The organism is Candidatus Centipeda massiliensis (genome assembly GCF_900290285.1).
GTDB classification, from domain to species: Bacteria; Bacillota; Negativicutes; order Selenomonadales; family Selenomonadaceae; genus Centipeda; species Centipeda massiliensis.
Window position 1 is genome coordinate 1,186,531 of sequence record NZ_LT985754.1, and the last position, 13,680, is coordinate 1,200,210.

General features: G+C 57.5%; 9 protein-coding genes and 1 tRNA gene. 9 read left to right on the forward strand and 1 reads right to left on the reverse strand.

What is annotated here, in order from left to right; all coding sequences use genetic code 11:
• The first annotated feature begins 135 nt into the window (after nt 1-135).
• The 5 genes from C8273_RS05700 (at nt 136) to amrA (ending at nt 6,857) form a co-directional block, all read left to right on the forward strand.
• A complete protein-coding gene (locus C8273_RS05700; RefSeq protein WP_106626773.1) occupies nt 136-1,686 on the forward strand; it encodes a TerB N-terminal domain-containing protein in 1,551 nt (516 codons plus the stop codon).
• Nucleotides 1,673-3,004, forward strand: a complete 1,332-nt coding sequence (locus C8273_RS05705; protein WP_106626774.1) for an ATP-binding protein — start codon at nt 1,673-1,675, stop codon at nt 3,002-3,004. Before C8273_RS05700 ends, C8273_RS05705 begins: the two co-directional genes overlap by 14 nt.
• Entirely contained in the window at nt 3,001-5,256 is a 2,256-nt protein-coding gene (locus tag C8273_RS05710) for a DEAD/DEAH box helicase (protein ID WP_106626775.1), read from the forward strand. Before C8273_RS05705 ends, C8273_RS05710 begins: the two co-directional genes overlap by 4 nt.
• A gap of 40 nt (nt 5,257-5,296) precedes the next feature.
• Nucleotides 5,297-5,381 (forward strand) — tRNA-Leu (locus C8273_RS05715).
• Nucleotides 5,382-5,459: 78 nt separating this feature from the next.
• Nucleotides 5,460-6,857 (forward strand): AmmeMemoRadiSam system protein A, encoded by a 1,398-nt coding sequence (amrA, locus tag C8273_RS05720; protein WP_106626776.1) that lies wholly within the window; start codon nt 5,460-5,462, stop codon nt 6,855-6,857.
• 56 nt (nt 6,858-6,913) lie between these two features.
• Here the strand turns inward: amrA and C8273_RS05725 are convergent, their stop codons facing one another.
• Nucleotides 6,914-7,126 carry a DUF1858 domain-containing protein gene (locus tag C8273_RS05725; protein WP_106626777.1) on the reverse strand — a complete coding sequence of 71 codons (213 nt, stop codon included), beginning with the start codon at nt 7,124-7,126 and terminating at the stop codon, nt 6,914-6,916.
• A gap of 261 nt (nt 7,127-7,387) precedes the next feature.
• Between C8273_RS05725 and ychF the strand changes: the two genes are divergently transcribed.
• From ychF to nifJ, 4 genes are all read left to right on the forward strand, one after another.
• Entirely contained in the window at nt 7,388-8,494 is a 1,107-nt protein-coding gene (gene ychF, locus C8273_RS05730; protein ID WP_106626778.1) for a redox-regulated ATPase YchF, read from the forward strand.
• A 200-nt stretch (nt 8,495-8,694) separates the two neighbouring features.
• The gene (locus C8273_RS05735; RefSeq protein ID WP_006307124.1) at nt 8,695-9,648 is read left to right on the forward strand and encodes a magnesium transporter CorA family protein; all 954 of its coding nucleotides are present in this window, start codon (nt 8,695-8,697) and stop codon (nt 9,646-9,648) included.
• Entirely contained in the window at nt 9,645-9,869 is a 225-nt protein-coding gene (locus C8273_RS05740; protein ID WP_106626779.1) for a hypothetical protein, read from the forward strand. Before C8273_RS05735 ends, C8273_RS05740 begins: the two co-directional genes overlap by 4 nt.
• Nucleotides 9,870-10,148: 279 nt before the next feature.
• Nucleotides 10,149-13,676, forward strand: a complete 3,528-nt coding sequence (gene nifJ, locus C8273_RS05745) for a pyruvate:ferredoxin (flavodoxin) oxidoreductase (RefSeq protein ID WP_106626780.1) — start codon at nt 10,149-10,151, stop codon at nt 13,674-13,676.
• The last annotated feature ends 4 nt before the right edge of the window (nt 13,677-13,680 follow it).

Consider the following 13,680-nt stretch of genomic DNA (forward strand, 5'->3'; position numbering starts at 1 on the left):
CTACATTTCTTTCTCTCTATCGAAATGCGCCTCCTGCTGCCCGGCAGGAGGCGTATTTTCTTGCATGAACTTGCTATTTTGGTGATTCGTAGTAAAATAAGAGATGTATATCGAACAGACGGACGGAGGTGTGCGATGGGGAACGGATGGGCAGCAGAGATTCTGCAGCGTCTTACGAGGCATGTTTACCACGATACAGAGATTCCAAATGCGCCCACGCCGACACCAAAGCCGCCGACGCCGAAGCTGCTGAGCGCGATGCGCTCGCTCGTTACAACCTCGCAGGACTATTGGCAGTCACGTTCGGAACTCTTTTTGAAACAGGCACGGCTGATGGCAAGCTATGAGGACGACTACGTTTACAATGGCACAGTCAATCAGTATTTTCCAACGTATGACTCGCTTTCGGATGCACAGCTGCGCGGATACTTTACATGGCGGACGGCGGTACGGCGAGGACAGATTGAGAGGCGGGGGATGTCTTATGCCTCTCTCTACGTCTATGAACTCCTGCATCTCATCGGGTGCAGGGACGCGCAGGATGGCTATGAGAAGCTGTGTGCATTCTGTGCGGCGTATTGTTCCATTGATCCCCAGATTGCACACTATATTTCGGATTGGGAAGATGAGTTTGTGATCTACTACGGACTCGATCCCAAGCGGATTACATACGGTGGGGATGGGCTTATACGTCATCAGCAGGATGATGCAATCCATACAATGCTTCATCGTGCGGAGCGTACGGCAGAGGCGGTCATGGCAGCACTCTGTACACTCTCCTCCTATCGTTTGGAACGCTCGAAGCTCTATCGTGCCCATACGACGGAGGTGAATGCGGTTGTGCTCCGCGTATTCGATCGTATTGCGGAATACTATGAGAAGCATCGGCAAATCAGCGCGTTTGCCGACCTGATTGCAGTGCCGCAGACAGCGCCGATTCGGCTCTTTTCCTCCGCCGTATTTCAGCCGTCCGGTGAGGAACAAGACCGCATCTATTGGGTTCATGCGCTGCGGTACTACGAGTGCGTGGGTGGATATTGGACGCTGCACTCCTACGAGCGGGCGGATCGTGCCGCGCAGCGGCTTGGTGCACTCCTGCGCGGCGTGGATGCGGCTCTGCGTGCACATTTTGGAATCACGGCGATTCAGCCGCCAAAGCTGAAAAAATGGCAGGCGAAAATAATTGATGAGGAGATCACCGCTTTTCTTGCGGAGCAGAGGGCGATAGAGGCGCGCCGCGTGCATCTTGATTTTTCACAGCTGGCACGCATCCGTGCGGATGCCGATGTGACGCAGGAGCGGCTGATCGTGGAGGAGGAAGAGGTTTCCCCGATGGCTGTGCCGCAGGCGGAGCAGTTCGCTTCGGAGGATGCGCTGCCTGTGACTCCGGCGCCCGTGCCGCGGATGGAGCCGTCCGTTGCAGATGATGTGTCGGTCACTCCGCTGACGGCTGCGAATGATGTGGGGTTGAGTGCGGCAGAGCGCCGTTTGCTCTGTGATCTGCTGGACGGCAGCGCACTCTCATGGGTACGCGCGGAGGGGCTGCTCCTCTCCGTCCTCGTCGATGGAGTCAATGAGAAACTGTATGATGATTTCGAGGACACGGTGATTGTGGGCGATCCGCCCGTTATTGTGGCTGATTATCGAGATGACCTGACAGCGAGGTATCTGAATGGCAGCGAATGAATCGAAGAAAATCCCGCGCCGTATTGCCCAGACGCTTGTGAGTGCGCTCAAGGGCGGCGTTGTGCCGCGCATCGGTCTGCCGTATATCACGGTCGGGCGGCGCAGCGAGATCGAGGCTCTGCTCTCCGATGTGGAGATGATCGAGGGCGGCGGTGCGTCCTTTCGCTTCATTGTTGGGCGTTACGGCAGCGGAAAGAGTTTCCTCCTGCAGACGATCCGCAGCTATGTCATGGCGAAGAACTTCGTCGTCGTGGATGCCGATCTCTCGCCGGAGCGCCGTCTGCAGGGGACGCGCGGGCAGGGGCTTGCAACGTACCGCGAGCTCATTCGCAATATGGCGACAAAGACGACCCCTGAGGGCGGTGCGCTCACGCTTATCCTCGACCGTTGGATCAGCCGCGTACAGCAGGAAATTGTGACGGAGGGCGGCATCGCGCCCGAGGATCCGAATTTTCCCGCTGCCGTTGACCGGCGCATTGCCGCGCTCATCTACGGGCTGAACGATCTTGTGCATGGCTACGACTTTACACGCCTCCTGACCCTCTACTACCATGCCTATCGCGACGGCGATGATGAAAAGCGGGCGCAGGTTGCGCGTTGGTTTCGCGGGGAATACACGACGAAGACCGAGGCGCGGCACGATCTCGGCGTGAACATCATCATCACGGATGACGACTGGTACGAGTATCTGAAGCTCTTCGCCGCCTTTCTGCGGCAGGCAGGCTATGCGGGGATGCTCATCTTCATTGATGAGCTGGTGAACATCTACAAGATCCCGCATGCCGTTACGCGTCAGTACAACTATGAGAAGATCCTCACGATGTATAACGATGCAATGCAGGGGCGTGCACAGTATCTCGGTATGATTCTCTGCGGGACGCCTGCCTGTATGGAGGACACGCGGCGCGGTGTCTACAGCTACGAGGCGCTGCGCTCACGGCTTGCAGAGGGACGCTTTGCGGGGGAACACCGCGACCTGCTCTCGCCCGTGATACGTCTCGCGCCGCTCACGCATGAGGAGATGCTCGTTCTCGTGGAGAAACTTGCCGCCATTCATGCGCAGCTCTACGAATACGAGCAGATCGTTACGCAGGATGATCTCGCGGACTTCATCCGCATCGAGTTTGGGCGGATCGGTGCAGATACGCATATTACGCCGCGTGAGGTCATCCGCGACTTCATTCAGGTGCTCGACATTATCTATCAGAATCCCAGCCTGAAACTCGCCGACCTGCTTGGTTCGGACGAATTTTCGTATGCGCAGAACGAAGTGGAGGGCGCGGAGATCAGCGCACAGTTTGCGGAGTTTGAGCTATGAGCGTATTTGAACGTTATGCGCCCTTTGTGCGTGACTATATCTACGCACAGGACTGGAAGCACCTGCGCGGCATCCAGATTGCGGCGGCGGAGGCGATCTTCGGGACGGACGATCACGTCCTGCTCACAGCCTCCACGGCATCCGGCAAGACGGAGGCGGCGTTCTTTCCGATCATCACGCTCTTTCACGAGGATCCGCCGACCTCCGTCGGCTGTATCTACATCGGCCCTCTGAAAGCGCTGATTAACGATCAGTTTGAGCGCCTGACGGAGCTGTGCTGCAGGGCGGACATTCCCGTCTGGCACTGGCACGGAGATGTGGGGCAGACGCATAAGGCGCGGTTGATGAAGCATCCGTCGGGCATCCTGCAGATCACACCGGAATCACTGGAGGCACTGCTGCTGCATCGTCATGCAGCGATTCCAAAGCTGTTCGGCGATCTGCGTTTCGTCGTGATTGACGAGCTTCATTCGCTTCTGCGCGGCGATCGCGGCGGGCAGACGCTCTGCCTCATCGAGCGGCTCTCCCGCATCGCGGGCGTGCAGCCGCGCCGCATCGGTCTCTCGGCGACGATCGGCGACCCGACGAGCGCGGGGGACTTCCTCGCGGCGGGGACGGGGCGCAGGACGCTTGTGCCGCAGATCGAGGCAAAGGGGAGCAGATGGCGGCTTTCCCTTGAGCATTTCTATGTGCGCGACACGCAGGCGGGGGAGGGGCGCGATGATATCATGGTGCCGGCTGCGCCCGATGTGCCGACCGATACGCCGCCTGAGGCGGCAGACCCGGGGATTGGCTATATCTTTGCGCATACACGCGGGAAGAAATGTCTCGTCTTTGTCAACTCGCGCGAGGAGTGCGAGGCGGTGACGACGACCCTGCGATCCTACTGCGAAAAACAGCATGAGCCGGATCGCTTTCTCATCCATCACGGCAATCTCTCCGCTGCGTTCCGTGAGACGGCGGAGGCACGGATGAAGGATGAGGACAGTCTTTTTACAACGTGTACGACGGCGACGCTCGAACTTGGCATCGATATCGGACGCCTCGAACGCGCCTTTCAGATTGATGCGCCTTGGACGGTCTCGTCCTTTCTGCAGCGCATGGGGCGCACGGGGCGGCGCGGGCAGCCGCAGGAGATGCACTTCGTCGTGCGTGAGGACGCACCCGAGGCGCGTGCGCTCCTGCCCGCAACGATTCCGTGGAAGCTCCTGCAGGGGATTGCGCTCATCCAGCTCTACCTTGAAGAGCGCTGGGTCGAGCCGCCGCGCCTTGACCGACTGCCGTTCAGCCTGCTCTATCATCAGACGATGAGTGTCTCCGCGTCCTGCGGAGAACTCTCTCCGCGCGCGCTTGCGGATCGCGTACTCTCTTTGCACGTCTTTCACCGTATTACGCAGGAGGACTACCGCGTGCTCCTGCGCCATCTGATTGCGCAGGAACACCTACAGCAGACGGAGCGCGGCGGGCTCATCGTGGGACTTGCGGGGGAGCGCGTCGTGCGATCTTTTCGCTTCTACGGGGTCTTTCAGGAGAACGAGGAGTATACCGTTCGCTGTGAGTCGCAGGAGATCGGAACGATTGTCACGCCGCCGCCCGTCGGGGAAAAAATTGCCATTGCGGGGCACGTCTGGCGCGTGCTTGAGGTGGATCGCAAGCGCCACCTCGTCTACTGTGAGATGGTACGGGGGAATGTGCCCGCCTATTTCGGCGAGTGTCCGGGTGATATCCACACGCGCATACTTGAGCGGATGCGGCAAGTACTGCGCGAGGATTTGATACCGTCCTATCTGCTAAAAAATGCCGTCGCACGCCTTGCACAGGCACGCGATACCGCGCGGCACTCACACGCGGCGGAGGATGTGCTCATCCCGCTCGGCGGAGAGATGTACGCGCTTCTGCCGTGGCTCGGCAGCTATGCCTTTCTTGCACTTGAGCGCTTTCTGCGCATCCGCTGCGGTGCGCGGATCGGGCTGCGCGGCTTTGCGTCCATGCGCCCCTATTTCATGCAGTTTACGATGAAGGTGACGCCCGCAGAGTTCTTTTGTGTACTTGCGGAGGAGGCGGCGGAGGCGTTCGACCCGATGGAGCTCCTCTATCCCGATGAAGTTCCGATCTTCGATAAATACGATGAGTTCCTTCCAACGGAACTTGTGCGGCGCGGCTTTGCGCACGGAATTCTGGATGTGGACGGGATGCGTACGGCAGTTCTCGCGTGGTCAAATGCACGGATTGACAGGTCTGTGCGGTCGTGATAGAATACGGTTGCTGAGTTTATCAGTGTTTCCTGCCCATGCGGATGTGGCGGAATTGGCAGACGCGCTGGACTTAGGATCCAGTGCCGCAAGGCGTATGGGTTCGACCCCCTTCATCCGCACCATATCGTATATTTTGCACGCCTGGTGCAGTTCGACCGACTGTTTTTCAGTCGGCTTTTTTTCTATGGGGAGTGATCGTAATGTCCATCCTTGCCGCATATCATGTGCCGCATCCGCCGCTCATCATTCCTGCGATTGGCGTGGGGCGGGAGCGGGAGATTGCCGCAACCGTTCGGGCGTATCATGAGACGATGCGCACAGCGGCAGAGCTGCGCCCCGATACGGTCGTCATCATCAGTCCGCACGCGACGGCGTACGATGATTTCTTTCACATCTCGCCGAGGGCGGAGGCAGAGGGGAACTTTTCCGCATTTGGGCATCCCGAACTGTCGGTAGGAATCGAGTACGACGAAGATTTTGTGCGTGTGCTGTCCTCTGCTGCATCCGAACAGGAGCTTCCTGCGGGAACGCTCGGAGAAAAGGACGCATCGCTCGATCACGGCACGATGATTCCGCTCTTCTTTCTGAGTGAATATCTGGGGGCTGCGCCGACCAAATTTGTCCGCATCGGCATTGCGGGGCTGCCCGCGCATACACATGCCCTGCTCGGGCAGTGCATCGCGGCGACGGCGGAGCGGCTTGGGCGGCGTACTGTCTGCATTGCGAGCGGCGATCTCTCGCATCGCCTCACGGAGGGCGGGGCAAACGGCTTTGCGCCCGAGGGGGCGGAGTTTGACGAACTCTGCACGGCGTTTCTAAAGACGGGGGATTTCCTCTCGCTCCTGCAGATTCCGGGCAGCTTCGCCGAGACGGCAGGACACTGCGGGCTGAACGGGCTGTGGGTACTGGCGGGGGCGCTCGACTGCGCAGCAGTGGATGCACGGCTGCACAGTTACGAGGCTCCGTTTGGCGTGGGCTATGCAGTTGCTTCCTTTATCGTCACGGGGCGTGATGACAGCAACGGTTTTACGGCGCAGCTGCAGCGTTCCGAGGATGCGGTGATTGCCGAACTGCGTGCGGCGGAGGACGACTACGTACGCCTTGCCCGCATGAGTGTCGAGCACTTTGTGCGGACACACAGCTATGCGCAGCTGCCGCAGGAACTCCCGCAGGAGCTGACGGAGAGCCGCGCGGGTGCGTTTGTTTCGATCAAGAAATACGGCAAGCTGCGCGGCTGTATCGGGACATTTGTGCCTGCGCAGCAGAGCCTTGCCGAGGAGATTCTCTACAATGCTGTCTCGGCAGCGGCGCACGATGGGCGCTTTGAGCCGATTGATGAGCATGAATTGAACCGTCTGGTCTATTCGGTAGACGTGCTGAGTGTCCCCGAACCAATCGAGTCGGCGGCACAGCTCGACCCGAAGATCTACGGTGTGATCGTCAAGAGTGTTGCGGACAATCGGCGCGGGCTGCTCCTCCCCGATCTTGCGGGCATCAATACGGCAGAGCAGCAGATTGCGATTGCACGCGAGAAGGCACGCATCCAGCCGAAAGAGCCGATTGCACTTGCACGGTTTACGGTGGAACGACATACATGACGCAAAGAACCCCATTCATGGAAATATCCACGAATGGGGTTCTTTTGCTGGTATGCTTACTGTGCCGCAGATTTCTCGCCGATCGTCGCGTTGAGCTCGGCGATGAGCGCGTCGATGTCGATGCCGTGTGCCATTGCACCCTGCTCGATGTTCTCGAAATGCGATGCTGCGCAGCCGAGGCAGCCCATGCCCGCATTCATCAGAACCTCAACGGTGTCAGGGTACGTCTGAACGATCTCAACGATGCTCATATCTTTTGTAATTGCCATGATGACCTCCTATATGATGAAGATAATTGACAGTGAAGGGGGAACCCCCGATTGCTTCAAATTATAGCACAAGATTTCAAAAAGGGAAGTAGCATTTGTGACATTTGCAGGTATGTACATAAGAAAAGATGTATGCTTCCCCTGTGGTGAATGGCGCACAATGATTGACCTTCATCACTTTTTTTGCTATAACATAACGAGTGTATCTATAAATATGGAAGACATATAGCATGACTTCGGTCAGTGAAAGAGGGAATAAACGTGAGCAATCTGGAAGTTGGAATCGTCGGCCTGCCGAACGTGGGCAAGAGTACGCTGTTCAATGCGATCACGAAGGCGGGCGCAGAGGCAGCGAATTATCCGTTCTGCACGATTGAGCCGAATGTGGGTGTGGTGGCGGTGCCGGATGCGCGCCTCAAGGTGCTGACCGATCTCTATCACTCCAAGAAGACGACACCTGCGAGCGTTCGGTTTGTCGATATTGCGGGACTTGTGAAGGGAGCGTCGAAGGGCGAAGGGCTTGGCAATAAATTCCTCGAACACATCCGCCAGGTGGATGCCGTGGCGCACGTTGTCCGCTGCTTTGAAAGTACGGATATCACGCATGTCGAGGGCGCAGTCGACCCGCTGCGCGACATTGACATCATCGAGACGGAACTCTGCCTTGCTGATCTCGAAGCGGTCGAAAAGCGCATGGCGAAGGTGACGAAGCTGCTCAAATCGGGCAGCAAGGACGCAAAGGCGGAGCACGCGGCGCTTGAGCGACTGAAAGCCGCACTCGATGCGGGAAAGCCCGCACGCGAGGTGGAACTCTCGGATGAGGAGCAGGCGATGCTGCGCGATCTGAACCTCCTCACGCGCAAGCCCATCCTCTATATAGCGAATGTCGGCGAGGACGAGGCGGCGACGGCGGACGCGGAGAATCCGCACGTACAGACGGTCAAGGAATACGCGGCACGCACGGGCGCACAGGTGGTGACGGTCTCGGCGCGGCTTGAGGAGGAGATTGCAGAACTGGACGCAGAGGAGGCAGCGGTATTCCTTGAGGATCTGGGGCTTTCCGAGAGCGGACTGGATCGCCTCATTCACGGGGCATTTGCCCTGCTCGGGCTGCAGACCTTCCTCACGGCGGGTGAGGACGAGTGCCGCGCGTGGACGATTACGCGTGGGACGACGGCACCGAAGGCTGCGGGGAAAATTCACACGGATTTCGAGCGTGGCTTCATTCGCGCCGAGATTGTGAACTACGATGATCTCGTTGCACTCGGCAGCGTGGCGGCGGCGCGCGACAAGGGGCTTGTTCGCTTGGAGGGCAAGGAGTATGTCATGCGCGACGGCGATGTGGTAAACTTCCGGTTTAATGTATGATTTTTTTCTGTGGCTCTGGACAAGCAGCACATTATGCGTTACAATTCATTCGGTCATTTTACGAGAATTATTTTCGAAAGGAAGTGAAGAGCGTGGACGATACACCTTTGCAGCCTGACCCCAACATATCTATCCCGTCCTCTCTTCACCTCTGCACTTTGCGGTGATGGGAGAGGACGGTCGGAAAGGAGCGTCCACCATTGCTGCAAATCTATAAATCAATGGAATCCGGTCCCCTTCAGGAGCTGTCCCTCAAGACGCTCACGAAGGGTGCATGGATCAATATTGTCAATCCAACGCCGTACGAGCTGAAGGTCGTGAGTACGCTGACGGAGGTTGACCCCGACTTCCTGCGCTCCGCACTCGACGATGAGGAACGTTCGCATACGGATGTCGAGGACGATTCCGTCATGATCCTGACGAATGTGCCCGTCTATCGCGGTGAGGACAGCTACGATACGCTGCCGCTCGCGATCATTCTCACGGACGAGCACATCATTACGGTCTGTCTTGAGGAAACCCCCGTAATGGCGGAGTTCAACGAACGCACGGCAAAGCTTTTCCGCACGTACAAGCGAACGCGCTTCCTCTTTCAGATTCTCTACAAGTCGGATGTGTTCTACCTGCGCTATCTGCGTCAGATCAGTAAACTCTCCGAGGAGATCGAGGATCGTCTGCGCCACGATATGAAGAACAGTGAAATCCTGCGCCTTCTGCAGCTGCAGAAGGGGCTGACATATTTCAACGCGGCGCTGCGCTCGAACGGCGCGGTGCTGGATCGTCTCATGCGTCTGCGTACAAATACAACGCTGCACCACATCTTCAAGATGTACGAGGAGGACGAGGATCTCCTTGAGGACGTTATCATCGAGAATAAGCAGGCGCGTGAGATGGTGGAGATGTACAGCACCATCCTTGCACGTCTCGCCGATACCTTCTCTTCGATTGTTTCGAACAATCTGAACCTCGTGATGAAATTTTTGACGGCGATCACGATCATCCTTGCAATCCCGACGGTGATATCAAGTTTTTTTGGCATGAACGTGCCTGTGCCGTACGAAGGTGACCCGCTCGGATTTATGCGCGTGGTTGTCATTGCAGCCTGTGTATCGACGACCGTTGTCTATATGCTCTGGCGGAGGGATATGTTTTGATACGCGAGGCGCAGCTGCTGCGCGGTATTATCTTCGGTGATCGGATGACCGATGAGTATGTCTATATGCCGGCGAGTGAAATTGGCGTTGACACACCTGTTTATGTGTATGAGGAGGGGAGTACACGCCGCGACATCGACCTAGCGGAGGCACTTCACCTTATACGTGTGCGCGATTTAAGACCGACCGTACATCCTTTGCTTGGAAAAACGAGCTGCTGATGGCAGCTCGTTTTTTGATAGGATGATTAGATATTCCTATCATAAAAAACAATGGGGAAATACTGTCTTTTCCAATACTGAGAAAGCCTATCCTGTTTACAAGCCCCATGTTCCGTTGTATAATAAACAGAAAGTATGGAATCAGTATTCCTCCATAGATATTCTTTTTGATTCTTTTTATCAAAAAGAATGTGAGGGGACAAATTCTTTGCTCATGTGGTTATATTTTAATATTTATGGGGAATGCACGTGCATTTCCATTGAGAGGGGAGCAGTAACATGGCCAAGAAAATGAAGACGATGGACGGCAACACCGCTGCCGGCTACATCTCCTATGCCTTTACGGATGTGGCGGCGATCTATCCGATCACACCGTCCTCGCCGATGGCGGAGCACGTCGACAGCCTTGCTGCAAAGGGAATGAAGAATCTCTTCGGACAGAAGGTGCGTCTCATCGAAATGCAGTCGGAGGCTGGCGCTGCCGGTGCAGTGCATGGCTCACTCCAAGCCGGTGCACTCACGACGACCTATACGGCATCGCAGGGACTCCTGCTCATGATTCCGAATATGTATAAGATCGCGGGCGAACTCCTGCCGGGCGTGTTCCATGTCAGTGCCCGTGCGATTGCAGCGTCCTCGCTGAACATCTTCGGCGATCATCAGGATGTTATGGCGGCACGTCAGACGGGCGTTGCCATGCTCGCAGAGTCGAGCGTGCAGGAGGTCATGGATCTCGCTGCGGTGGCGCATCTCGTTGCCATCAAGGGACGCATTCCGTTCATCAACTTCTTTGACGGATTCCGTACCTCGCATGAGATTCAGAAGATCGAGGTCGTGGACTATGCCGATCTAGCGAAGATTCTTGACTGGGATGCGGTCAATGAGTTCCGCCGCCGCGCACTCAATCCGGATCATCCGGCGGTACGCGGTACGGCACAGAACCCCGACATCTACTTCCAGGGACGTGAGGCGGTCAACCGCTACTATGACGCTATCCCTGAGCTTGTCGAAGAGGCAATGGCGCAGATGACGAAGATCACGGGGCGCGAGCACCATCTCTTCGACTACTACGGCGCGCCCGATGCGGATCGCATCATCATCGCAATGGGCTCGGTCTGCCAGACGGCGGAGGAGGTTGCCGAATACCTCAACGCACAGGGCGAGAAGGTCGGTCTGCTCTCCGTTCATCTCTATCGTCCGTTCTCGGTTGAGCACTTCTTCAAGTATCTCCCGAAGACGGTACAGAAGGTCGCCGTCCTCGACCGCACGAAGGAGCCGGGATCGCTCGGCGAGCCGCTTTACCTCGATGTCAAGGCGGCGTACTACAGCTCGGGGATGAACCCCGTCATCGTCGGCGGACGCTACGGTCTTGGCGGTAAGGATACGACACCGGATCAGGTCTTCGCGGTCTACGAGGAACTGAAAAAGGATGAGCCGATGCACGGCTTTACGCTCGGCATCGTTGACGATGTCACGCACCGCAGTCTCACACCGATCCACGGCGATGTCAACCTCACGAAAGAGGGAACGACGGCGTGCAAGTTCTGGGGTCTCGGCTCGGACGGCACGGTCGGCGCGAACAAGAGCGCGATCAAGATCATCGGTGACAAGACGGATATGTACGCACAGGCGTACTTTGCTTATGACTCGAAGAAGTCGGGCGGCATCACAATGAGCCACCTGCGCTTCGGCAAGTCGCCCATCATCAGCCCGTACCTCATCAACAGGGCGGACTTCATCTCCTGCTCGCAGCAGTCCTATGTCCGTCAGTACGATCTCCTCGCAGGTCTCAAGAAGGGCGGCACGTTCCTCCTCAACACGTTCTGGTCGGATGAGGAGCTGAACACACACCTGCCCGCGTCGATGCGCCGCTACATCGCCTCCAACGACATTCAGTTCTACACGGTGGATGCGGTTCACATCGCCCGCGAACTCGGTCTCGGCGGCCGCTTCAACATGGTCATGCAGTCGGCATTCTTCAAGCTTGCGAACATCATTCCCATCGACGATGCGGTTAAGTATCTCAAGGACGCAGTTGTCACATCCTATGGCAGCAAGGGCGAAAAGGTCGTCAACATGAACAACGGTGCGATCGATCACGGCATCGAGTCGCTCCATCGCGTGAATGTCCCTGCCGAGTGGAAGGATGCGGTCGATGAAGAGGTTCCGGTCAATACAAAGACGCCGGAATTCATCACCAAGATCCAGAACGTCATGAATCGGCAGGAGGGCGACAAGCTCAAGATCTCCGAGCTGCTCAGCATGGAGGACGGCACGTTCCCCGTCGGCGGTACGGCGTTCGAGAAGCGCGGCACGGCGATCTCCGTTCCTGTATGGCGTCCGGAGAAGTGTATCCAGTGCAACCAGTGCGCATTTGTCTGTCCGCACGCAACGATTCGTCCTGTGTTGACGACGGACGAGGAGCTTGCTGCAGCACCTGAGGGTATGCAGTCCGTGAAGTCGCGTCCGGCGAAGGGGATGAACCTCACGATCGCCGTCTCGACGCTCGACTGCCTCGGCTGCGGCAACTGTGCACAGGTCTGCCCGGGCAAGGCGCTCGACATGACCCTGCTCGACGACAACCTCCGCGAAGCGCAGAAGTACTTTGACTACGGTGTGGACACGGAGAAGGTTTCGATCAAGAACGTGCCGATGAAAAAGACGACGGTCATCGGTTCGCAGTTCGAGCAGCCGCTCTTCGAGTTCTCGGGCGCATGTGCGGGCTGCGGCGAAACGCCGTATGCGAAGCTCATCACCCAGCTCTTTGGCGACCGTATGATGATCGCGAACGCAACGGGTTGCTCCTCCATCTGGGGCGCGAGTGCACCTGCAATCCCGTATACGAAGAACCCGAAGGGCTACGGCCCTGCATGGGCAAACTCGCTGTTCGAGGACAATGCAGAGTATGGCCTTGGCATGCTGCTCGGCACGAAGGCAGTGCGCGAGTCCATCGCGGCGGCGGTGACACAGGCACTCGAGGAGAAGAAGGGCTCGGAAGAGCTTCAGGCAGCAATGCAGCTCTGGCTCGAAAAGCGCGACAGCGGTGAGGGCACGCGTGACCGCGCCGACCTCCTGCGCGAGCTCCTTGAGAAGGAGAAGGGTACGGACGAGCTCCTCTGCCGCATCTACAAGGACAACGACTACTTCGTCAAGCGTTCGCAGTGGGTGTTTGGCGGCGACGGCTGGGCATACGACATCGGCTTCGGCGGCGTGGATCACGTGCTTGCGTCGGGCGAGGATGTCAACGTCATGGTCTTTGATACCGAGGTCTACTCGAACACGGGCGGACAGGCATCGAAGTCGACCCCTGCGGCGGCGATTGCAGAGTTCGCGGCAACGGGCAAGAAGACGAAGAAGAAGGATCTCGGCATAATGGCGATGTCATACGGCTACGTCTATGTGGCGCAGATTGACATGGGTTCTGACCAGAATCAGGTCTTGAAGGCGATCAGCGAGGCGGAGGCATATCCGGGACCGTCCCTCATCATTGCCTACTCGCCGTGTATCAACCACGGGATCCGCAAGGGCATGGGCTGTGCTCAGCTTGAGGGCAAGCTTGCGGTCGAGTGCGGCTACTGGGCGAACTATCGCTACAATCCGCAGCTCATCGAGGCGGGCAAGAATCCGTTCACGCTCGACTCCAAGGAGCCGGACTTCTCGAAGTTCCAGGAATTCCTGCTCGGCGAGAACCGCTACATCAGCCTTAAGAGCAACTTCCCCGAGGCGGCGGAAGTACTCTTCGAGAAGACGCAGAAGGATGCGGAGGCGCGCTACAACAACTACAAGAAACTTGCAGGCAAGGCATAAGCTT

Coding starts and splice junctions, on each gene's coding strand:
- C8273_RS05700 (WP_106626773.1), top strand. CDS start 136: ATGGGGAACGGATGGGCAGCAGAGATTCTGCAGCGTCTTACGAGGCAT.
- C8273_RS05705 (WP_106626774.1), top strand. CDS start 1,673: ATGGCAGCGAATGAATCGAAGAAAATCCCGCGCCGTATTGCCCAGACG.
- C8273_RS05710 (WP_106626775.1), top strand. CDS start 3,001: ATGAGCGTATTTGAACGTTATGCGCCCTTTGTGCGTGACTATATCTAC.
- amrA (WP_106626776.1), top strand. CDS start 5,460: ATGTCCATCCTTGCCGCATATCATGTGCCGCATCCGCCGCTCATCATT.
- C8273_RS05725 (WP_106626777.1), bottom strand. CDS start 7,126: ATGGCAATTACAAAAGATATGAGCATCGTTGAGATCGTTCAGACGTAC.
- nifJ (WP_106626780.1), top strand. CDS start 10,149: ATGGCCAAGAAAATGAAGACGATGGACGGCAACACCGCTGCCGGCTAC.